Source organism: Cupriavidus sp. C2SS-8b, assembly GCF_057073745.1.
This window is the reverse complement of sequence record NZ_CP172716.1, coordinates 2,899,823-2,920,271: the sequence shown is the minus strand read 5'-3', so window position 1 is coordinate 2,920,271 and position 20,449 is coordinate 2,899,823. Positions and strand designations below refer to the sequence as shown.

Below are 20,449 nucleotides of genomic sequence, written 5' to 3'. Positions count from 1 at the left end.
CCGGCCGCGCCTCCGGGGCGGCCGCCTTTTCGCAGGACCATGCCATGCTAGACCGCGAATCCGCCGCCAAGTACATCAACGACCTGCTCGAGCTGATGGTGAGCAACCGCGGGTCGGACCTGTTCATCACCTCGGACTTTCCGCCGGCGATCAAGGTCGACGGCAAGGTCACGCCGGTCTCGCAGCAGCCGCTCAACCCGACGCAGGCGCTGGGCCTGGTGCGCTCGATCATGAACGAGCGCCAGGTCAAGGAGTTCGACGACACCCGCGAGTGCAACTTCGCCATCTCGGCGCCCAAGGCCGGGCGCTTTCGCGTCTCGGCATTCATCCAGCAGGGCAAGGCCGGCATGGTGGTGCGGACCATCAACACGCGCATTCCGTCGGTGGCGGACCTGGACCTGCCGCCGACGCTGCATGAGATCGTCATGTCCAAGCGCGGCCTGGTGATCGTGACCGGCGCCACGGGTTCGGGCAAGTCGACCACGCTGGCGGCGATGCTGGACCACCGCAATGCGCATTCCTACGGCCACATCATCACGATCGAGGACCCGATCGAATACGTGCACGCGCACCAGAACTGCGTCGTCACGCAGCGCGAGGTCGGCATCGATACCGAGTCCTGGCACATCGCGCTGAAGAACACGCTGCGCCAGGCGCCCGACGTGATCCTGATCGGCGAAATCCGCGATCGCGAGACCATGGAATACGCGATGCAGTATGCGGAAACCGGCCACCTGTGCCTGGCCACGCTGCACGCCAACAACGCCAACCAGGCCATCGACCGCATCGTCAACTTCTTCCCGGAGGAAAAGCGCCAGCAGTTGCTGATCGACCTGTCGCTGAACCTGAAGGGCATGATCTCGCAGCGCCTGCTGCCGCGTGCTGGGCGCAAGGGACGCGTGCCGGCCGTCGAGATCATGATCGGCACGCCGCTGGTGGCTGACCTGATCTTCAAGGGCGAGATCCACGAGCTCAAGGAAGTGATCAAGAAATCGCGCGAGCAGGGCATGATTTCCTTCGACCAGGCATTGTTCGACCTGCACGAAAGCGGCAAGATCACGTACGAGGACGCGCTGCGCAATGCCGATTCGCTCAATGACCTGCGGCTGATGATCAAGCTGCATAGCGCCGCCAGCAAGGATACCGACCTCGGTGCCGGTACCGAGCACCTGAACGTGATCTGATCCGCGCGCGTCCGGTCCAGGAGCCCAATCCGCCATGAGCAACGTCTACCAGTTCGAAGCCAACTCCCTTGCCGGGCAGCCGGTGCCGCTGTCGCAGTTCCGCGGCAAGGTGCTGCTGATCGTCAATACCGCCAGTGAATGCGGCTTTACGCCGCAATACGCAGGCCTGCAGGCGCTGCACGATGCGTATGCCGGGCGCGGGCTTGAAGTGCTGGGCTTTCCGTGCAACCAGTTCGGCAAGCAGGAGCCCGGCGACGCGCAGCAGATCGGCCAGTTCTGCGAATCGCGCTTCAGCGTGACGTTCCCGATGTTCGCCAAGATCGACGTGAAGGGGCCCGACGCGCATCCGCTGTACCAGTGGCTGACTAGCGAGAAGCGCGGCGTGCTCGGCACGCAGGCCATCAAGTGGAATTTCACCAAGTTCCTGCTGCGCCGCGACGGCACGGTCTACAAGCGCTACGGGTCGATGACCAAGCCGGAAGAGATCCGCGCGGACATCGAGACGCTGCTCTCCGATCCCGCCGCCTGACGCTTACGTTCCGCTGGCCCGTACCGCGCGCAGGAAGCCATTGAGCGAGCGGTCCGGCGTTTCGTGGAAACGGTCCTCGAGCATGCTGATCGCGCGGCAGCGGTCCAGGCGAAAGCTGCGGTAGTCGGTGCGCGTCGTGCACCATGCCGCCAGCAGCCACGCATTGCCCCAGAAGAACAATCCCAGCGGCTGCACCACGCGTTCGGTGACGCGCTGCTCCGCATCGCAATAATCGAGCAGCAGCAGTTTCTGCGCGCCCAGCGCACCATGGACGACATCGAACGCCTCGCGCACCTGCGCGCGGTTGACGTACTCGGGTGCGAACACGCGGCTTTGCTGCGCGGCCAGCCGGCGTGGCGGCGGCAGCGCGGCCATCAGCTTTTCCAGCGCGGGATCGGCCGCGGCCGCGAGCGCGCCGCCGCCCCAGGCCTTGAGCAGGCGCAGGCCGGCTACCAGCGCTTCGACTTCGAGAGCGGTGAACATCAGCGGCGGGACATCGAAATCGGCGCGCAGCCGGTAGCCGATGCCGGCCTCGCCCTCGACCGGCACGCCTGACAGCGACAGCGCCTGGATATCGCGGTAGACCGTGCGCTCGGACACGCCGAGCCGCTGCGCGAGCAACGCCGCCGTGGTCAGGCGGCGGCCGCGCAGGACCTGGACGATCTGGAACAGGCGGTCGGCGCGGCGGCTCATCGGTTCTCCGGCGCGGCCTCAGCCAGCGATCGGCTCGTGCAGGCCGATGCGGTTGCCTTCGCTGTCGGCAATATGCGCAATGCGGCCGATGTCGCCGGGCAGCTGCAGCGGGCCGAACACGGTCTTGCCGCCGGCATGGGCCACGCGCTGGAGCAGGGCGTCGAGCCCCGGCGCATGCAGGTAGGGCACCGGGCCATAGTGCTGGCTGGGCCGGTAGCCTTCGCCGGCCACCAGCGCGCCGCCGGGGTCGGGATTCGGGAACACCGCCATGTCGACCTGGCTCATGGTTTCGCGGCGCAGCGTCGTTTCGAACACCTGCTCGTAGAAGTGGATCGCACGCTTCATATCGTCGACGGGGATCTCAAGCCAGTTGATCAGGCCATTGCTCATGATGGACTCCTGGGTCACGGGGAAAGGAGTCCGCATCATGCGCGCGGGCTGCTGACAGCGTCCTGTCAGGAGCCTGGCAGCAGGATCAGTGCGGCATCCATGCCGCCAGCACCGGCACCATGATGGCGGTCAGCACGCCATTCAGGCCCATGCCGAGCGCCGCGAACGCGCCGGCCTCCTGGTTCACCTGGAACGCGCGCGCGGTGCCGATGCCATGCGCCGCCACGCCGGTGGCGAAGCCGCGCACGGTGTAGTCACGGATGCGCAGCAGGTTCAGCAGGCTGGTCGCGCTGACGGCGCCGATGATGCCGGTGGCCATCACCAGCACGGCGGTGAGCGAGGGCAGTCCGCCGATCTTCTCGGCCACGCCCATCGCGATCGGGATCGTCACCGACTTGGGCGCGAGCGACAGCACTGTCTCGCGCGAGGCGCCGAGCAACCATGCGATGCCAACAGCCGATACCACGGCCACCAGCGATCCGGCCACCAGCCCGATCAGCAGCGGGAACACATGCGTGCGCAGCTTGGGCAGCTGCAGGTAGAGCGGCACGGCCAGCGCCACGGTGGCGGGGCCGAGCAGGAAGTGCACGAACTGCGCGCCGTCGAAGTAGGTCTTGTACGGCGTGCCGGTGACCGTCAGCACGGTGACCAGCAGCGCGACGGCGATCATCACCGGGTTTGCGAGTGGTGAAAAGCGCGAGCGCTCGTAGATGCGGAACGCGAACACGTAGGCCAGCAGCGTCGCGGTCAGCCCGACCAGCGGGCTCGCGGCCAGGTAGACCCAGATCTCGTTGAGGCGGGGCGTCATCATGCATGGTCTCCGCTGTTGTCCGCGGCGCTGGTCGCCTTGCGCATCAGCATGCGCGTGACCACGGCGGTGGTGGCGATGGCCAGCCACGTCGATACCACCAGCGCGATCAGGATCGGAAACCATTCGCCTTCGATGCGATTGGCGTGGACCATGATGCCGACGCCGGCCGGCACGAACAGCAGCGACAGGTGCTTGAGCAGTTCGCTGGTGGTGCCCTGGATAATGGGCAGCAGGCGGTCGTCGAAGACCAGCCAGCCGAACAGCAGGATCATGCCCAGCACGGGGCCGGGCACCGGCAGGTGCAGCGCGTAGCTGATCACCTCGCCGACGGATTGGAAAACCAGGAGGATGGCAAAGGTCTGGAGCATGAGGGCGTCTTGGTTGTACTGTTTTCCCCTCTCCCGCAAGCGGGAGAGGGGAGACAACCACACCGCCCCGACGCGTGGCCAGGTGGCCGGGACTCAGCCCAGCATCTTGTCCACCAGTTCGATCCAGTGCATGACCGGCGTTTCGGTACCGCCTTGCAGGTGGGTGATGCAGCCGATATTGGCCGACACGATGGCTTCGGGCTGGGTCGCCTGCAGTTTGGCGAGCTTGTCGTCGCGCAGGCGGTAGGCCAGTTCCGGCTGCAGCACCGAATACGTGCCCGCCGAACCGCAGCACAGGTGGCTGTCAGCGCAGAGTTTGACTTCCACGCCGAGGCCGGTCAAGAGCGCTTCGACCTTGCCGCGAATCTGCTGGCCGTGCTGCAGCGTGCACGGCGGGTGATAGGCCACGCGGCGGCCGTCGCGCGGTACCGCACCGGCGAGCGCATGCAGCGGATCGGCAAAGTCGGGCAGGATCTCCGAGAGGTCGCGCGTGAGTGCCGAGACGCGGCGCGCGCGCTCGGCATACTGCGGGTCGTTGCGCAGCAGGTGGCCGTAGTCCTTTACCATCGCGCCGCAACCCGATGCGGTCATGACGATCGCTTCCGCTCCCGCTTCGATATGCGGCCACCATGCATCGATATTGCGGCGCATATTGTCGAGGCCGCCATCGTGATCGCCGGTGTGGAAACGGATCGCGCCACAACATCCGGCTTCGCGCGCCACCACCAGTTGTACGCCGACACGATCGAACACGCGCGCCGTCGCGGCATTGATGTTGGGCGACATCGCAGGCTGCACGCAACCGTCGAGCAACAGCATCTTGCGCGCGTGCGCGGTGCGCGGCCATTGGCCGGGATCGGCGGTCTTGCTCAGTTCCGGCACCTTGCTGCGCAGCGTGGCCGGCAGCATCGGGCGCACCATCTGCCCGAGCTTCAGTGCCGTGCCGAACAGCGCCGGACGCGTCAGGCCTTCGCGGAGCACCCAGCGCGTCACGCGTTCGCGTGCGGGGCGGCGGATGCCGCGCGCTTCGAGCTGGTCGTCCACCACCTGCCGGCCGATATCGACCAGCCGCCCGTAGCGCACGCCAGACGGGCAGGTCGATTCGCAGTTGCGGCAGGTCAGGCAGCGGTCCAGGTGCAGCCGCGTGCTTTCACTGACGGCATTGCCCTCGAGCACCTGCTTCATCAGGTAGATGCGTCCGCGCGGGCCGTCGAGTTCGTCGCCGAGCAGCTGGTACGTCGGGCAGGTGGCGGTGCAGAAGCCGCAATGCACGCATTTGCCGACGATGGACTTGGCTTCTTCGCCTTCGGGCGTATTGCGCAGAAAATCGGCCAGGGTCGTTTGCATGGTGTGGGGTGTGGTTGCCTTGGCGTTGGACGGGGGACGGGGCGCGCGACTCAGAGGCCGAGGTACATGCGCTGCGGATTGAAGATGCCGGCCGGGTCGAAGCTGGCCTTCAGCCGCGTATGGATCGCGGCCAGCGGCGAGGCCAGCGGCGTGAACACGCCCGCCGACTTGTCGCCGTTGCGGAACAGCGTTGCATGGCCGCCGACCGCTTGCGCAATGCCGCGCACGAGTCCGGCATGGTTGCCGTCGGGGCCGGCAGCGGGCAGCCACCAGCGCTGTCCGCCGCCCCATTCGACCAGTTGCGAGCCGGGCAGGTCCAGCGGCAACGAGGTCGGCGGCACGGCCAGACGCCACAGCGAACGTCCCTGCAGCGCCGGGGCGAAGAACGCATGCGTCTGCTCGCGCAGCGACTGCCAGAACGCCACGCCTTCGTCCTGCGCGATGGCCTCGCCGCCCAGCCGTGCGCGTGCGGCCTGCACCGCGGCGGTGGCGCCGGACAGGCGCACATGCAGCACGCCTTCGTGCCACGCCGATGCCGCGATCGGCAACGGCTGGCCACCCCACTGGTTCAGGCGGTCGATGGCCTGGGCCTGGCTCATCGCGAAGCGCAGCGTGGCATCGCCGAACGGGATCGGCAGAACCTTGACGGAAACTTCCAGGATCAGCCCGAGCGTGCCGAGCGAGCCTGCCAGCAGCCGCGACACGTCATAGCCCGCGACGTTCTTCATGACCTGGCCGCCAAAGTTCATCACCTCGCCGTGGCCGTCCATCAGTTGCGCGCCGAGGACGAAATCGCGCAGCGCACCGACCGACTGCCGGCGCGGGCCAGACAGGCCAGCGGCCACGGCGCCGCCGAAGGTGGCTGCACCGGGCTGGCCTGCAGCCGCGAAGTGCGGCGGTTCGAAGGCCAGCATCTGGCGCTTTTCCGCGAGCGCGGCCTCGATCTCGGCCAGCGGCGTGCCGCAGCGCGCGGTGATGACCAGCTCGGCCGGATCGTATTCGACGATGCCGCGATAGGCGCGCGTATCCAGCAGCTGGCCGTCCATGGCCTGGCCATAGAAATCCTTGCTGCCGCCGCCGCGCAGGCGCAGTGGCGTGCGGGTCTCGGTGGCATGCCGCACGGCATCGCGGAAGGAGTCGAGAGTGGCTTGCATGTGGGTCCGGTTCGGTCAGGGTTCTTTGCGGCGTCGGCCGGCGGGGCCGCCCGGGACCTCCGGGCGATCGTTCTGGTATTCGGGCAACTCGTCGCCGCAATGCTTGCAGTACAGTGCGTCCGGGTCATGCCCTTCGGTCAGGCAGTGCGTGCAGCTGCGCGTGGTGAGCGGGCGCTTCATGATGCTGGCCGCCAGCTCGGCGCCGACGATGCCGGTTGGGAACGCGATGATGCCGTAGCCCAGCAGGATCGTCAGCGACGTAATGAACTGCCCCAGCGGCGTCTTGGGCACCATGTCGCCGAAGCCGGTGGTGGTCAGCGTCACCACGGCCCAGTACATGCTCACGGGAATGCTGGTAAAGCCATGCTGCGGGCCTTCCACCACATACATGATGGTGCCCAGGATCACGGTGATGATGAACACCGTGCCGAGGAACACGAAGATCTTGCGGCGGCTGTTGGCGAGCGCGCGGTACAGTATCTCGGCTTCCTCGAAGTACACCGTGAGCTTGAGGATCCGGAACACGCGCAGCAGCCGCAGCAGCCGCACGTCGATCAGGAACGCCAGCTCCGGCAGGAAGAATGCCAGCCACGTCGGCATGATCGAGATGAAGTCGATCACGCCGAAGAAGCTGAAGACATAGCGCAACGGTCGCCGCACCACCAGGATGCGCATCACGTACTCGGCCGTGAACAGCAGCGTGAACATCCATTCGAGCACGGTGAACAAGCGGCGCAGGTGCTCGTTCACACCCTGCAGGCTGTCGACCATCACGATCAGCACGCTGGCGACAATCGCGAACAGCAGCGTGATATCGAACGCGCGCCCTTCGCGGGTGTCGGCCTCGAAGATGATGGTGTACCAGCGCTCGCGCCAGCCGGTTTCGGGCCGGCCCAGGCGCTGGCGCAGAGTCTCGTTGGTCTGGCGTGGCGGCATGGCTGGCGTGCCGGTCAGAAGCGGGGCAGGTCGGGGTGGGGCAGCAGGCCCTTCTTCACGTGCAGCTTGCCGTATTCGGCGCAGCGCGCGAGCGTGGGAATGGCCTTGTCCGGGTTCAGCAGGCGCGCCGGGTCAAACGCGGCCTTGACGCCGAAGAAGGCTTCGCACTCGGCGCGCGAGAACTGCACGCACATCGAATTGAGCTTCTCGACGCCCACGCCATGCTCGCCGGTGACCGTGCCGCCCAGCTCCACGCACGCTTCCAGGATGTCCGAGCCGAACAGCTCGGCGCGGTGCCATTCGTCCTGGTCCGCACCATCGAACAGGATCAGCGGATGCATATTGCCGTCGCCGGCATGGAACACGTTGATGCAGCGCAGCGCGTACTTGCGCTCCATTTCCTCGATGCGCCGCAGCAGCGTGCCGATGTGCTTGCGCGGGATGGTGCCGTCCATGCAGTAGTAGTCGGGCGAGATGCGGCCGGCCGCCGGGAACGCGTTCTTGCGCCCGCTCCAGAAGCGCAGGCGTTCCGCCTCGTTCTGCGACACCACGATGCGCGTGCAGCCGGAGGCGGTCAGCACGTCGCTCATGCGCTGGATTTCCTCCGCCACTTCCTCGGGCGTGCCATCGGACTCGCACAGCAGGATGGCGGCGGCGTCGAGGTCGTAGCCCGCGTGCACGAATTCCTCCACGGCGGCCGTGGCGGGCTTGTCCATCATCTCCAGGCCGGCCGGGATAATGCCGGCCGCGATGATCGCGGCCACCGCGTTGCCGCCTTTCTCCACATCGTCGAAGCAGGCCATGATCACCTGCGCGAGTTGCGGCTTGGGGATCAGCCGCACGGTGACTTCGGTCACCACGCCGAGCATGCCTTCGGAGCCGATTATCGCGGCCAGCAGGTCAAGGCCTGGCGCGTCCGGGGCTTCGGAGCCGAACACCACGACCTCGCCTTCCATTGTCACGGCGCGCACGCGCAGCACGTTATGCACGGTCAGGCCGTACTTCAGGCAGTGCACGCCGCCGGAATTCTCGCTGACGTTGCCGCCGATGGTGCAGGCGATCTGCGAGGACGGGTCCGGCGCGTAGTACAGGTTATGCGGCGCGGCCGCGTCGGAGATGGCCAGGTTGCGCACGCCGGGCTGGACCACGGCGGTGCGCGAAAGCGGGTCCATCTTCAGGATGCGCTTGAACTTGGCCAGCGACAGCACCAGGCCTTCGGCGATCGGCATCGCGCCGCCGGACAGGCTGGTGCCGGCGCCGCGCGGCACTACGGGCACGCCCAGCTTGTGGCACAGGCGCAGGATCGCGCAGACCTGTTCCTCGGTATCGGGCAGGGCCACGGCCATCGGCACCTGGCGGTAGGCGGCCAGGCCATCGCATTCATAAGGCACCGTGTCTTCCGGCTTCCACAGCAGCGCGGCATCCGGGAGGATCTGCGCCAGGCCCGCCAGCAGCGCGCTGCGGCGGCCGTCGTCGGCGCCGTGGTTGCCGGGGCTGGCGCTGGCGCTCAGTGGGGCTTCGTGCGGGGCATTCATGGCAACTCCTGTGGGACCTTTCTGCGAGGCCGGCATATGGTCTGCATGCGGCCGGAGGGACGGGTGACTATAGCGTAGCGCCTGCGCCGGCAGCGCATCGGGATACGTGAATTTGGCGCGCCATGCTGATCAAAAATGCTCATCATGCGGGCCGACCAATGCGCTGGCCGTGGCCGGTGATGGGTTGGCGTGCTTGGCGAGCGCTGCTGTTTCGCCGGCGTAGCCGGCGAGTCACTTCTTGTCCAAGCGACAAGAAGTAACCAAGAAACGCGTTTCCCGCGGGCACAAGCCCAAGCCCGAAGGGACCACCTCCTTCGAAACCGCTACTCTCAGAGTGGCCCCTTGGGAGAGGAATTTGGTCAAGCCAGCACCGCAGCAACGATACGTGGTTTAACGGCAAAGAAAGGGCTGAAGCCCAACCGAACCTACAAGCTATCTAACGGCGGCCACTCAGAGTTCAGCGATTTCGAAGGAGGTGGTCCCAACGAGCTTGGGCTTATGCCCGCAGGAAAACGCGCTTTTTGGTTACTTTTTGTCGCTCGGACAAAAAGTGACTCGCCGGCTACGCCGGCGAAACAGCAGCGCCCGCCAAGCACGACACCCCATCCATCCCCTCCTTACCAGTCCAAACTCAACAGCCAGTCAACAAAATACCGCGCCTCAGGCTTAAGCGGCGCATGTTCGCGCTCGACGATGTAATAGCCATGCGGCGAGACCGATTCGACATCGAGCAGCCGCACCATCTGTCCCAGCGACAGCCAGTGCCGCGCCATGCGCTGTCGCACCAGCGCCACGCCCTGGTTGGAGGCGATCGCTTCCAGCATCAGCCCGATATCGTTGAACTGCGGGCCGGTCTGCGGCTCGGGCCAGTCCAGCCCGGCCGTCTCGAACCACGGCTTCCAGGGTTCCAGCGGGCTGCGCAGCAGCACTAGCCCGTGTAGGTGCTCGGGCCTGGTGATGGCGCGGCCGTTGACACGCTCGTAGTACTCACGCCCGCAGGCCGGGAACACGGGTTCGACCAGAAGTTTGGTGGTCTTCAGGTCCGGGTAGCGGCCGGTGCCGTAGCGGACCTCCACATCGCTTTCCTCAGCCTTCACGTCCAGGAACGGGATCGCCAGGTGCAGCTCGATATCGATATGCGGATACAGCGCGCCGAACTCGGGCAGGCGCGGCACCAGGTGCTGGCGCCCGAAGGTCGGCGGGATCGCCACGCGCAGCCGCGTGCGCAGCTTGTTGTACTCGGGCCGCGCCAGTTCGTTGAGCGACTTGAGCGCGTCCCGCACGTTGCGCAGGTAGCGCGTGCCGGCCGCCGTCAGGCGCAGCGCGGCATTGGAGCGCACGAACAGGTCTTCGCCCCAGAGTTCTTCCAGGTTCTTGATGCGGTGCGACACCGCGCTGGGCGTGACTGACAATTCCTCCGCCGCGCGCGCGAAACTGCCCAGGCGCGCCGCGGCCTCGAAGGCGACCAGCAGGTGCAGCGGCGGAACGCGGTTGAACATCGAAGCCATCCCGCTCAGCCGCCCGGGCCGCGCACGGAGTGAAAGATCTTGCCCGGGTTCAGGATGCCGTTGGGATCGAGCGCTTGCTTGATCACGCGCATCAGGTCGAGTGCGTCTTCGCCGTGCTCGCGCACCAGGAAATCCATCTTGTGCAGGCCCACGCCGTGTTCGCCGGTGCAGGTGCCGCCCATCGCCAGCGCGCGCTCGACGATGCGTCGGTTGATGTCCTCGGCCTCGGCCATCTCTTCCGGCTTGTCGGGATCGACCAGGATCGCCACGTGGAAATTACCGTCGCCGACATGGCCGACGATCGGGCAGGGCAGCGACGAAGCGTTCAGATCCTGCTCGGTCTCGGCCACGCAATCGGCCAGGCGCGAGATCGGCACGCACACGTCGGTGGTCACCGCGCGGCAGCCCGGCTTGAGCTGCAGCATGGCGAAGTAGGCGGTATGGCGCGCGTTCCACAGGCGGCTGCGGTCTTCCGGCCGCGTGGCCCATTCGAAGTCCTGGCCGCCATGCTCGGCCGTGATCTGCTGCACGGTCTCGGCCTGCTCGCGGACGCCGGCCTCGGTGCCGTGGAACTCGAAGAACAGGTGCGGCATCTCCGGCAGCGTCAAGTTGTCGTGCCGGTTGATGGCGCGGATGGCCAGCGCATCGACGAACTCCACGCGCGCGATCGGCACGCCGAGCTGGATGGTCTGGATCACCGCCTGCACGGCGCTGCTCATGCTCGGGAATGCGCAGACCGCGGCGGAAATCGCCTCGGGCTGCGGGTACAGGCGCACGGTGACCTCGGTGATGATGCCGAGCGTCCCCTCGCTGCCGACGAACAGGCGCGTCAGGTCATAGCCCGCCGACGACTTGCGCGCGTGCGTGCCGGTGCGGATCACGCGCCCGTCGGCGGTCACCACGGTCAGGGCCAGCACGTTTTCGCGCATGGTGCCGTAGCGCACCGCATTGGTCCCGGAGGCCCGCGTGGCGCACATGCCGCCCAGCGACGCGTCGGCGCCCGGGTCGATCGGGAAGAACAGGCCCGTGTCCTTGATCTCCTGGTTGAGCTGCTTGCGCGTAACGCCGGGCTGCACAGTCACGGTCAGGTCTTCCGGCTGGATCGCCAGCACCCGGTTCATCTGCGACAAGTCCAGGCTGATGCCGCCGGCCACGGCCAGCAGGTGCCCTTCGAGCGAGGAGCCTGCGCCGTAGGGAATCAGCGGCACGCCGTGCGCGTTGCACAGGCGCGCGACTTCAGCCACTTCCTCGGTGCTGTGGGCGAACACGACGCCGTCCGGCAGGGCCGGCGGGAACGGCGATTCGTCGCGGCCATGGTGTTCGCAGACGCCGGCGGAGGTCGAGAAGCGGTCGCCGAAGCGGCCCTGCAGCGCGTCACGCAGCGCGTGCGGCAAGGGGCGGCGTGCCAGGGCGGCGTGTGGCGTGGGGTGGTTCATGCAGGTCTCCGGCGGGTCGCTGCGGCGTGCGGCCAGTCTCCGGAACCGTCGGCGGGTGTCGGCGGCGGAATGGGGCGCGACCCGATTGTTGATTGGGGAATGCCGCCATTCTACGCCGCGCGGCGCCTGATACACCCCTTCTCCTGGATCGGGACGCGCAGACGCGCCGCGTTCGCGCGGGCGGCAAAGCACGCCATAATGCGCGCCATCCCCAAGACTTCCAGAGGAGACCGGCATGGGCCACCGCCTGTCCAAGATAGCCACCCGCACCGGCGACGCCGGCACCACCGGCCTCGGCGACGGCAGCCGCACGGGCAAGGACAGCCTGCGCATCGCCGCCATCGGCGACGTCGACGAAACCAATTCGCAGATCGGCGTGCTGCTCACCGAAACGCTGCCGGCCGACGTGCGTGACGCGCTGCTGCATATCCAGCATGACCTGTTCGACCTTGGTGGCGAACTGTCCATCCCCGGCTACACCTTGCTCAAGCCCGAACAGGTGGCGCAGCTCGACGCCTGGCTGGCTCACTACAACGCGGGGCTGCCGCGCCTGGCCGAATTCATCCTGCCGGGCGGCAGCCGGGCCGCCGCGCAGGCCCATATCTGCCGCACCGTGTGCCGGCGCGCCGAGCGCGCGCTGGTCGCGCTGGGCGCCACCGAGGCGCTCAATGAAGCGCCACGCCAGTACCTGAATCGGCTGTCGGACCTGATGTTCGTGCTGGCCCGGGTGCTGAACCGTGTCGATGGGGGAAGCGACGTGCTGTGGCAGCGCGGACGCGATACGGCGAATTCTTCGGATAAAAGTGATTGAAGCACTGCTTTTTGGCGTAGAAAATCGCTCGCGGTCCGGATTGTTCAAGGCCGGACGCGGGCGCGCCGTTGACCGGATGGAAGTAACCGAGAAAATTACTCGGATTTGCAGATTCCGCCCTTGAAATGGCCTTGGACGGCCACATTTCGCACTCAGGATGAATTGCAGCCGCGCGGATGGCGATGGCTCAATAGGAGAGAACAAATGGGAAAGATCATCGGTATCGACCTCGGTACCACCAATAGCTGTGTGGCGATCCTGGAAGGCAATACGCCCAAGGTCATCGAAAATTCGGAAGGCACTCGCACCACGCCCTCGATCATCGCCTACATGGAAGACGGCGAGATCCTGGTCGGTGCGCCGGCCAAGCGCCAGGCCGTGACCAATCCGCGCAACACGCTGTATGCCGTGAAGCGCCTGATCGGCCGCAAGTTCGAAGAGAAGGAAGTCCAGAAGGACATCGGCCTGATGCCGTATTCCATCGTCAAGGCCGACAACGGCGACGCATGGGTTGGCGCGCGCGACCAGAAGCTGGCCCCGCCGCAGGTGTCCGCCGAAGTGCTGCGCAAGATGAAGAAGACCGCCGAGGACTACCTGGGCGAGCCGGTCACCGAGGCCGTGATCACGGTGCCCGCGTACTTCAACGACTCGCAGCGTCAGGCCACCAAGGACGCCGGCCGCATCGCCGGCCTGGAAGTCAAGCGCATCATCAACGAGCCGACCGCGGCCGCGCTGGCCTTCGGCCTGGACAAGAACGAGAAGGGCGACCGCAAGATCGCCGTGTATGACCTCGGCGGCGGTACCTTCGACATCTCGATCATCGAGATCGCGGACGTGGACGGCGAGAAGCAGTTCGAAGTGCTGTCGACCAACGGCGATACGTTCCTGGGCGGCGAAGACTTCGACCAGCGCATCATCGACTACATCATCGCCGAGTTCAAGAAGGACCAGGGCGTCGACCTGTCGAAGGACGTGCTGGCCCTGCAGCGCCTGAAGGAAGCCGCTGAAAAGGCCAAGATCGAACTGTCGAGCTCGCAGCAGACCGAGATCAACCTGCCGTACATCACGGCCGATGCCTCGGGTCCGAAGCACCTGAACCTGAAGATGACCCGCGCCAAGCTGGAATCGCTGGTCGAAGAGCTGATCACGCGCACCATCGAGCCGTGCCGCACCGCGATCAAGGATGCGGGCGTCAAGGTCAGCGATATCGACGACGTGATCCTGGTCGGCGGCATGACCCGCATGCCGAAGGTGCAGGAACAGGTCAAGGAGTTCTTCGGCAAGGAAGCGCGCAAGGACGTGAACCCGGACGAAGCCGTGGCCGTCGGTGCCGCGATCCAGGGTTCGGTGCTGTCGGGCGACCGCAAGGACGTGCTGCTGCTGGACGTGACGCCGCTGTCGCTGGGTATCGAGACCCTGGGCGGCGTGATGACCAAGATGATCACCAAGAACACCACCATCCCGACCAAGCATGCGCAGGTGTTCTCGACCGCCGACGACAACCAGCCGGCCGTGACCATCAAGGTGTACCAGGGCGAGCGCGAAATGGCGACCGGCAACAAGCTGCTGGGCGAGTTCAACCTCGAAGGCATTCCGCCGGCACCGCGCGGCACGCCGCAGATCGAGGTGTCGTTCGACATCGACGCCAACGGCATCCTGCACGTGGGCGCCAAGGACAAGGCGTCCGGCAAGGAAAACCGGATCACCATCAAGGCGAATTCGGGTCTGTCGGAAGACGAGATCCAGCGCATGGTGAAGGACGCCGAGGCCAACGCCGAGGAAGACAAGAAGGCCCGCGAGCTGGCTGACGCCCGCAACCAGGCCGACGCGCTGATCCACTCGACCAAGAAGGCGGTCACCGAATACGGCGACAAGCTGGAAGCCGGCGAGAAGGAAAAGATCGAAGCTGCGATCAAGGAACTGGAAGACGCCGCACGCGCTGGCGACAAGACCGAGATCGACGCCAAGGTTGCCGCGCTGTCGGAAGTCAGCCAGAAGCTGGGCGAGAAGGTCTACGCCGACATGCAGGCCAAGGCCGGCGAGCAGGGCGCGGCGGGTGCCGCAGGCGCCGGTGCTCAACAAGCCCAGCCGCAGGACGATAACGTGGTCGACGCCGAGTTCAAGGAAGTCAACGACAAGAAGTAATCGGGAAGGGCGGCGGCGCGGGCATGCGCCGGCGCCGCCCCTGTCCCGACGCCGGGCGACGGACATCGGACCCAGCGGGAAACCGCCGTCGGATGCCTCGCTCGGCTTTTTTGCTATTCGCCGGGAGCCGCTGCAGCGGCGGTTCCGGGCCAAAAGGTAATGAGCCACCATGGCAAAACGTGACTACTACGAAGTGCTCGGGGTAGGCAAGAACGCGAGCGACGACGAGATCAAGAAGGCTTATCGCAAGCTCGCGATGAAATACCACCCGGACCGCAATCCGGACAGCAAGGAATCCGAGGAAAAATTCAAGGAGGTCAAAGAGGCCTACGAGATGCTTTCCGATGCGGAGAAGAAGGCAGCATACGACCAGTATGGCCATGCCGGCGTCGATCCGAACATGGCCGGCGGTTTCGGCGGCGGCCAGGGCTACGGCGGCTTTGCCGAGGCCTTTGGCGATATCTTCGGCGACATCTTCGGCCAGCAGGGCGGCGGCGGTCGCCGCGGCGGCGGCCCGCAGGCCTATCGCGGCGCCGACCTGCGCTACAGCATGGAAATCTCGCTGGAGCAGGCCGCGCACGGCCACGAGGCGCAGATCCGCGTGCCGCACTGGGACGAGTGCGACCACTGCCACGGCAATGGCGCCGAGCCCGGTTCGAGCGTGGAAACCTGTCCGACCTGCCACGGCGCCGGCCAGGTGCGCGTATCGCAGGGCTTCTTCAGCATGCAGCAGACCTGCCCGAAGTGCCACGGCAGCGGCAAGTTCATCCCGAAGCCGTGCACCAAGTGCCACGGCCAGGGCAAGCTGAAGTCGCAGAAGACGCTGGAAGTGAAGATTCCGGCCGGCATCGACGAAGGCATGCGCATCCGCTCGTCCGGCAACGGCGAGCCGGGCATCAACGGTGGCCCGCCGGGCGACCTGTATGTGGAAGTCCACATCAAGGCGCACCCGGTGTTCGAGCGCGACGGCGACGACCTGCACTGCCAGATGCCGATCTCCTTCGCCACCGCGGCGCTGGGCGGCGACCTGGAAGTGCCGACGCTGAACGGCAAGGCCACCTTCCCGGTGCCCGAGGCGACGCAGTCCGGCAAGACCTTCCGCTTGCGCGGCAAGGGCATCAAGGGCGTGCGTTCGGGCTATCCGGGCGACCTCTACGTGCATGTGGCCGTGGAGACGCCGGTCAAGCTGACCGATGCGCAGAAGGACATGCTGCGCCAGTTCGATCGCTCGGTGCATGAAGGCGGCTCGCGCCACAGTCCGCAGGAGCAGTCCTGGCTGGACAAGGTGAAGAGCTTCTTCAGCTAAGCCAACCCCGGCAAACCGGCCACGCAAGCGCGTGGCCGGTTTGCTTTTGTGCCCGCGATGCGGGCCGGCAGCGCATAATGCAGGCGCTGCGTTTTCTCCCGCTTCGGCCGTGCCTTCCCCGCATTCCTGCCCCAATCCCGAATCTTTCGTACTGCTGGACGATGCTAGCGCGCCGCCAGGCGAAGCAGCCTCGCGCCTGTACACTGGTCTGGCCCGTGAAGACTTGCTGCCAGCCGGCAGCAATCCCGCCGAACTCGACATCCTGCTCGCCGAAGGCTGGCGCCAAGGCTGGCATGCCACGCTGTTCGCGCCTTACGAGTTCGGCGGCGCGCTGGTCGGTGCGCCTGCGCATACGGACAACAGGCTGCCGTTCCATGACGGTGCCGTGCGCCTGCTGTGGTTCCGCGAGATGCAGCGCCTGGACGGCGCTGCCGTGCGCGACTGGCTTCCGGCGCCCGATGCGCAAGCGCCCGCCGGGCTCATGGATATCACCGCCGACACCCCGAGCGAGGCCTTCGATGCCGCGATCGCGCGCATCCATGCCTGGATAGAGGCCGGCGATACCTACCAGGTCAATTTCACGCAGCGGCTCGCGTTTTCCGCCTTCGGCGATCCGCGCGCGCTGTATGCGGCGCTGCGCGCTGCGCAACCGGTGCCGTTCGGCGTGCTGGCCTGCCTGCCGGGCGATGCCTGGGTGTTGTCGCTATCGCCAGAGTTGTTCGTCCAGCACGACGGCGAGGGCCGCCTCGTCACGCGCCCGATGAAGGGCACCGCGCCGCGTTCCGGTGATCCGGAAAAGGACGCGCAAGCCTCCGCCGCACTCGCAGCCGATGCCAAGAACCGCGCCGAGAACGTGATGATCGTGGACCTGCTGCGCAATGACCTGGGTCGCATCGCGCAGCCGGGCAGCGTGGCCGTGCCGGACCGCTTCGTCGTGCACCCATTCGGCGCCGTGCTGCAGATGACATCGACCGTCACGGCAAACGCACGGCCGGATACGCGCTTTGGCGAATTGTTCGGCGCACTGTTTCCGTGCGGGTCGATCACAGGCGCGCCCAAGCGGCGCACCATGCAGATCATTGCCGAGCTGGAATCGGCGCCGCGCGGACTCTATACGGGCGCAATCGGCTGGCTGGACGCGCCGGCCGCCGGCGATCACGATTTGTGCCGCTTCGCCATGTCGGTGGCCATCCGTACGCTGGCGCTGTCGCCACCGGCGCCTGATGGGCTGCGAACCGGCGAGATGGGCGTGGGCGGCGGCATCGTGCATGACAGCGTGGCGGCGGACGAATTTGCCGAATGCGGCTGGAAGGCGCGCTTCGTGACCCGTCATGATCCGGGCTTCATGCTGTTCGAGACTTTGCGTGTCGAGGACGGCCATTGCCTGCGCCTTGACCGGCATCTGGCGCGCCTGGCCTTATCGTCGGCGACATTCGGGTTTGCCTTCGACCGCGCGGCAGCGAGCGCCGCTGTCGACGCAGAGGCCGTGCGACTTGGTGCGGGCAACTGGCGCTTGCGAATCAGCGTCGACAAGGCCGGCAAGCTTGTATTCGCCAGTGGTGCACTACAGCCGCTCGCTGCACAGACCGTTATGCTTGATTGCGCTGTTGAACCGCTGCCGGATGCCGATCCGCTGCGCCGGCACAAGACCAGCGTGCGCGCGGTCTACGACGCCGGCTGGCAGGCGGCGGAACGGGAAGGCTGCTTCGATCGGCTGTTCTTCAACACGCGCGGCGAATTGCTGGAAGGCGGCCGCAGCTCGGTGTTCGTCAAGGTCGATGGGGAATGGCTGACGCCGCCGCTAAGCGCGGACATCCTGCCTGGCGTGATGCGGGCCGTGGTGCTGGAGCAAGGTGATGCCCTGCTTGATGGCCCCGCGCGCGAGGGCATCTTGACGCGCGCGATGCTAATGCGCGCGGAGGCGATCGTTGCAGTGAATTCGCTGCGCGGGGCGATGCGGGCGACGTTGCGCTAGAAGGGGATGGCGATCGCAGTGCTACCGATGCTGCGTATCCAGAACCCCATCCCCCAGCTTCCACCGCACCACGCCGGGCAAATTGATCAGGTCACGGTCGTGGCAGATCATCACCACGGTGCGGCCCTCGGCCGCCAGTTCGCGCACCAGCGCAATGACCTGTTCTCGCGCCTGGCCGTCCAGGCTGGAAGTGGGCTCATCGAGCAGCATCAGTTCCGGCTCCAGCACCTTGGCGCGCGCCAGCGCGACGCGCTGGACTTCTCCGCCAGACAGGCGCTCAGGCGCGGTGTCCTGCAGGTGCGCGACGCCAGCCCATGCCAGTGCTTCATCCACCCGCTGGGTAATCTCCTGCTGCGGCAGCCCGCGCGCGTGCAGGCCGTAGGCGATGTTCTCGCGCACGGAGGTTCGGAACAGGTAGGGATGCTGATGCAAATACGCGATGCGCTCGCGCAGTTCGCGCGGCAGCGGATCGAGCGGTGCGCTGCGTGCCGCGGCGCTGCCGTCGGTCCAATGAACCGTAGCGCCCGGCGCAGATTCCAGGCCGGCCACCATGCGCAGCAGGGTAGTCTTGCCCGCGCCGTTTTGCCCCGTCAGCACGATGGCCGCGGCGCGCGGAAAGACCAGTTCGCCGATCTCGAACAGCCGGCGCCCCCCGATGCGGCGCGACAGTCCGCGCACGGTCAGCAATGGCGTGGTCGGGACATTCATCGGCGGAAGCCTCCGGCGCCTTGCAGCCACGACAAGGCAATGTTCACCAGCAGCGCCAGCGCCACCAGCACGATGCCGAGTGCAATCCCCTGCGCGAATTCGCCTTTGCTGGTTTCCAGCGCGATCGCCGTGGTGATGGTGCGCGTCGAGCCTTCGATATTCCCGCCGATCATCAGCGCCGAACCGACTTCGGCAATGACGCGGCCGAAGCCGGCGACGATGGCCGCCATCAACCCGAAACGCAGTTCCCGGATAACCGTGACGAACGTGCGCCAGCGCCCAGCACCAAGCACGCGCGCAGTTTCGCGCAGGCGCGGATCCGCGCCCTGCAGCGTGGACAGCGAAAACGCGAGGATCACGGGAAACCCGATCACCGCCTGCCCGAGCACCATGCCGGCCGGCGTGAACAGCAGCGCCAGGCTGCCCAGCGGGCCCTGCCGCGTCAGCACCAGGTAGAGGATGAGTCCGACCAGCACGGTCGGAAACGAGAGGAAGGCCTGCGCCACCACGACCACCGCGCGGCGGCCCGGAAACTGGTGCGTGGAGATCAGCCACGCCGCGCCCACCGCGGGGGCGGTGGCGATGGCCAGCCCCAGCACCGCCACCATCAGCGAGGTCCAGACAATGAACCAGAGCGCCGCGTCGCCGCTCGCGAGCAGGCGGAACGCGGCCAGCGTGGCGGCGCCGATCTCCACCGGTCAGGCGGAGAAGGTGTGCTCGGCTGCGGGGAAGCTGCCGTCCTTCACGGCGGCCACGTAGGCGCGGATGGCGCCTTCGATCGTGGTCTGGCCTTCCATGAAGTTGCGCACGAACTTGGCCTTGCGCCCCGGGTAGACGTTGATCATGTCCTGCAGCACCAGCACCTGGCCGGAGCACTCGGCACCGGCGCCGATGCCGATGGTCGGTACCTTGAGCTGCCGCGTGATCTCGCCGGCCAGCGTGGCGGGCACCGCCTCCATCAGCACGATCTGCGCGCCGGCGTCCTGCATTGCGAGCGCGTCGCGCTTGAGCTGGGCCGCGCCTTCGTCGGTCTTGCCCTGTACCTTGAAGCCGCCGAACGCGTGCACCGACTGCGGCGTCAGGCCGATGTGAGCGCACACCGGGATGCTGCGCTCGACCAGGAACTTGACCGTCGGGGCAAGCCAGTCGCCGCCTTCGAGCTTGACCATGTGGGCGCCGGCGCGCATCAGCGCGACCGCGCTGGCAAAGGCCATTTCCGGCGTGCCGTAGGTGCCGAAGGGCAGGTCGGTCACCAGCAGCGCGGTCTGGTTGGCGCGCGCCACGCATTCGGTGTGGTAGGCCATGTGCTCCAGCGTCACGGGCAGCGTGGTCTGCTGGCCTTGCATCACGTTGCCGAGGGAGTCGCCCACGAGGATGACTTCCACGCCGCAGAAATCCAGCAGTGCGCCGAAGCTGGAGTCGTAGGCGGTCAGCATGGCAATTTTTTCGCCGGCGTCGCGCATGGCCTGCAGACGGGTGATGGTGACGGTCTTGCGGGTGGGGTCGAGGAGGTAGCTCATGGCAGTGACGAGTCAGGAGAGAGGCGCTCGGCGTGTAGCGGCCGGCACGGCTGTCGTTATGGTTATGTACCGCCCCGGGCATCGCTCGGCTGC

General features: G+C 66.7%; 19 protein-coding genes. 6 read left to right on the top strand and 13 right to left on the bottom strand.

The window, feature by feature from the left end; genetic code table 11:
• The first annotated feature begins 44 nt into the window (after nucleotides 1-44).
• Together ACIGJB_RS13515 and ACIGJB_RS13510 are read left to right on the top strand one after the other, a co-directional pair.
• Nucleotides 45-1,184 (top strand): PilT/PilU family type 4a pilus ATPase, encoded by a 1,140-nt coding sequence (locus ACIGJB_RS13515; RefSeq protein WP_483730290.1) that lies wholly within the window; start codon nucleotides 45-47, stop codon nucleotides 1,182-1,184.
• 34 nt (nucleotides 1,185-1,218) lie between these two features.
• On the top strand, nucleotides 1,219-1,713 hold the full coding sequence (locus ACIGJB_RS13510) for a glutathione peroxidase (RefSeq protein ID WP_483730289.1): 495 nt from the start codon (nucleotides 1,219-1,221) through the stop codon (nucleotides 1,711-1,713).
• Between the two features lie 3 nt (nucleotides 1,714-1,716).
• Here the strand turns inward: ACIGJB_RS13510 and ACIGJB_RS13505 are convergent, their stop codons facing one another.
• The 10 genes from ACIGJB_RS13505 to ACIGJB_RS13460 all read right to left on the bottom strand — a co-directional run bounded on the left by ACIGJB_RS13505 (nucleotide 1,717) and on the right by ACIGJB_RS13460 (nucleotide 11,891).
• Complete coding sequence (locus ACIGJB_RS13505) at nucleotides 1,717-2,406, bottom strand: helix-turn-helix transcriptional regulator (RefSeq protein ID WP_483730288.1); 690 nt, start codon at nucleotides 2,404-2,406, stop codon at nucleotides 1,717-1,719.
• 18 nt (nucleotides 2,407-2,424) lie between these two features.
• On the bottom strand, nucleotides 2,425-2,796 hold the full coding sequence (locus ACIGJB_RS13500) for a VOC family protein (protein ID WP_211945710.1): 372 nt from the start codon (nucleotides 2,794-2,796) through the stop codon (nucleotides 2,425-2,427).
• An 85-nt stretch (nucleotides 2,797-2,881) separates the two neighbouring features.
• Nucleotides 2,882-3,607, bottom strand: coding sequence for an LrgB family protein (locus ACIGJB_RS13495; RefSeq protein ID WP_483709199.1), 726 nt, complete (start codon nucleotides 3,605-3,607; stop codon nucleotides 2,882-2,884).
• Nucleotides 3,604-3,975 (bottom strand): CidA/LrgA family protein, encoded by a 372-nt coding sequence (locus ACIGJB_RS13490; RefSeq protein ID WP_483730287.1) that lies wholly within the window; start codon nucleotides 3,973-3,975, stop codon nucleotides 3,604-3,606. The genes ACIGJB_RS13495 and ACIGJB_RS13490 overlap by 4 nt, the downstream gene beginning before the upstream one ends.
• 93 nt (nucleotides 3,976-4,068) lie before the next feature.
• Nucleotides 4,069-5,322: a glycolate oxidase subunit GlcF gene (gene glcF / locus ACIGJB_RS13485; RefSeq protein ID WP_483730286.1), complete on the bottom strand. Its 1,254-nt coding sequence runs from the start codon at nucleotides 5,320-5,322 to the stop codon at nucleotides 4,069-4,071.
• 50 nt (nucleotides 5,323-5,372) lie between these two features.
• Nucleotides 5,373-6,476: a glycolate oxidase subunit GlcE gene (gene glcE / locus ACIGJB_RS13480; RefSeq protein WP_483730285.1), complete on the bottom strand. Its 1,104-nt coding sequence runs from the start codon at nucleotides 6,474-6,476 to the stop codon at nucleotides 5,373-5,375.
• Nucleotides 6,477-6,491: 15 nt separating this feature from the next.
• Entirely contained in the window at nucleotides 6,492-7,412 is a 921-nt protein-coding gene (locus ACIGJB_RS13475; RefSeq protein ID WP_483730284.1) for an ion transporter, read from the bottom strand.
• Between the two features lie 14 nt (nucleotides 7,413-7,426).
• A complete protein-coding gene (locus ACIGJB_RS13470; protein ID WP_483730283.1) occupies nucleotides 7,427-8,947 on the bottom strand; it encodes an FAD-linked oxidase C-terminal domain-containing protein in 1,521 nt (506 codons plus the stop codon).
• Between the two features lie 617 nt (nucleotides 8,948-9,564).
• Entirely contained in the window at nucleotides 9,565-10,455 is an 891-nt protein-coding gene (locus tag ACIGJB_RS13465; RefSeq protein ID WP_483730282.1) for a LysR substrate-binding domain-containing protein, read from the bottom strand.
• A gap of 5 nt (nucleotides 10,456-10,460) precedes the next feature.
• The gene (locus ACIGJB_RS13460; RefSeq protein ID WP_483730281.1) at nucleotides 10,461-11,891 is read right to left on the bottom strand and encodes an FAD-binding oxidoreductase; all 1,431 of its coding nucleotides are present in this window, start codon (nucleotides 11,889-11,891) and stop codon (nucleotides 10,461-10,463) included.
• A gap of 235 nt (nucleotides 11,892-12,126) precedes the next feature.
• On the opposite strand from ACIGJB_RS13460, the gene ACIGJB_RS13455 reads away from it, so the two are divergent.
• The 4 genes from ACIGJB_RS13455 (at nucleotide 12,127) to ACIGJB_RS13440 (ending at nucleotide 18,128) form a co-directional block, all read left to right on the top strand.
• Nucleotides 12,127-12,702, top strand: a complete 576-nt coding sequence (locus ACIGJB_RS13455) for a cob(I)yrinic acid a,c-diamide adenosyltransferase (protein WP_483730280.1) — start codon at nucleotides 12,127-12,129, stop codon at nucleotides 12,700-12,702.
• A gap of 204 nt (nucleotides 12,703-12,906) precedes the next feature.
• Nucleotides 12,907-14,847: a molecular chaperone DnaK gene (gene dnaK, locus ACIGJB_RS13450; RefSeq protein ID WP_483730279.1), complete on the top strand. Its 1,941-nt coding sequence runs from the start codon at nucleotides 12,907-12,909 to the stop codon at nucleotides 14,845-14,847.
• 169 nt (nucleotides 14,848-15,016) lie between these two features.
• Nucleotides 15,017-16,153: a molecular chaperone DnaJ gene (gene dnaJ, locus ACIGJB_RS13445; protein ID WP_483730278.1), complete on the top strand. Its 1,137-nt coding sequence runs from the start codon at nucleotides 15,017-15,019 to the stop codon at nucleotides 16,151-16,153.
• Nucleotides 16,154-16,262: 109 nt separating this feature from the next.
• Entirely contained in the window at nucleotides 16,263-18,128 is a 1,866-nt protein-coding gene (locus ACIGJB_RS13440; protein WP_483730277.1) for a chorismate-binding protein, read from the top strand.
• A gap of 21 nt (nucleotides 18,129-18,149) precedes the next feature.
• Here ACIGJB_RS13440 and ACIGJB_RS13435 read toward each other — a convergent pair whose 3' ends face one another.
• Genes ACIGJB_RS13435 through panB form a run of 3 tightly spaced genes read right to left on the bottom strand, consistent with a single transcriptional unit; the run spans nucleotide 18,150 to nucleotide 20,356 of the window.
• Complete coding sequence (locus tag ACIGJB_RS13435) at nucleotides 18,150-18,836, bottom strand: energy-coupling factor ABC transporter ATP-binding protein (protein ID WP_483730276.1); 687 nt, start codon at nucleotides 18,834-18,836, stop codon at nucleotides 18,150-18,152.
• On the bottom strand, nucleotides 18,833-19,531 hold the full coding sequence (locus tag ACIGJB_RS13430; RefSeq protein ID WP_483730275.1) for an ABC transporter permease: 699 nt from the start codon (nucleotides 19,529-19,531) through the stop codon (nucleotides 18,833-18,835). The genes ACIGJB_RS13435 and ACIGJB_RS13430 overlap by 4 nt, the downstream gene beginning before the upstream one ends.
• 3 nt (nucleotides 19,532-19,534) lie before the next feature.
• Nucleotides 19,535-20,356: a 3-methyl-2-oxobutanoate hydroxymethyltransferase gene (gene panB / locus ACIGJB_RS13425; protein ID WP_483730274.1), complete on the bottom strand. Its 822-nt coding sequence runs from the start codon at nucleotides 20,354-20,356 to the stop codon at nucleotides 19,535-19,537.
• Between the last annotated feature and the right edge of the window lie 93 nt (nucleotides 20,357-20,449).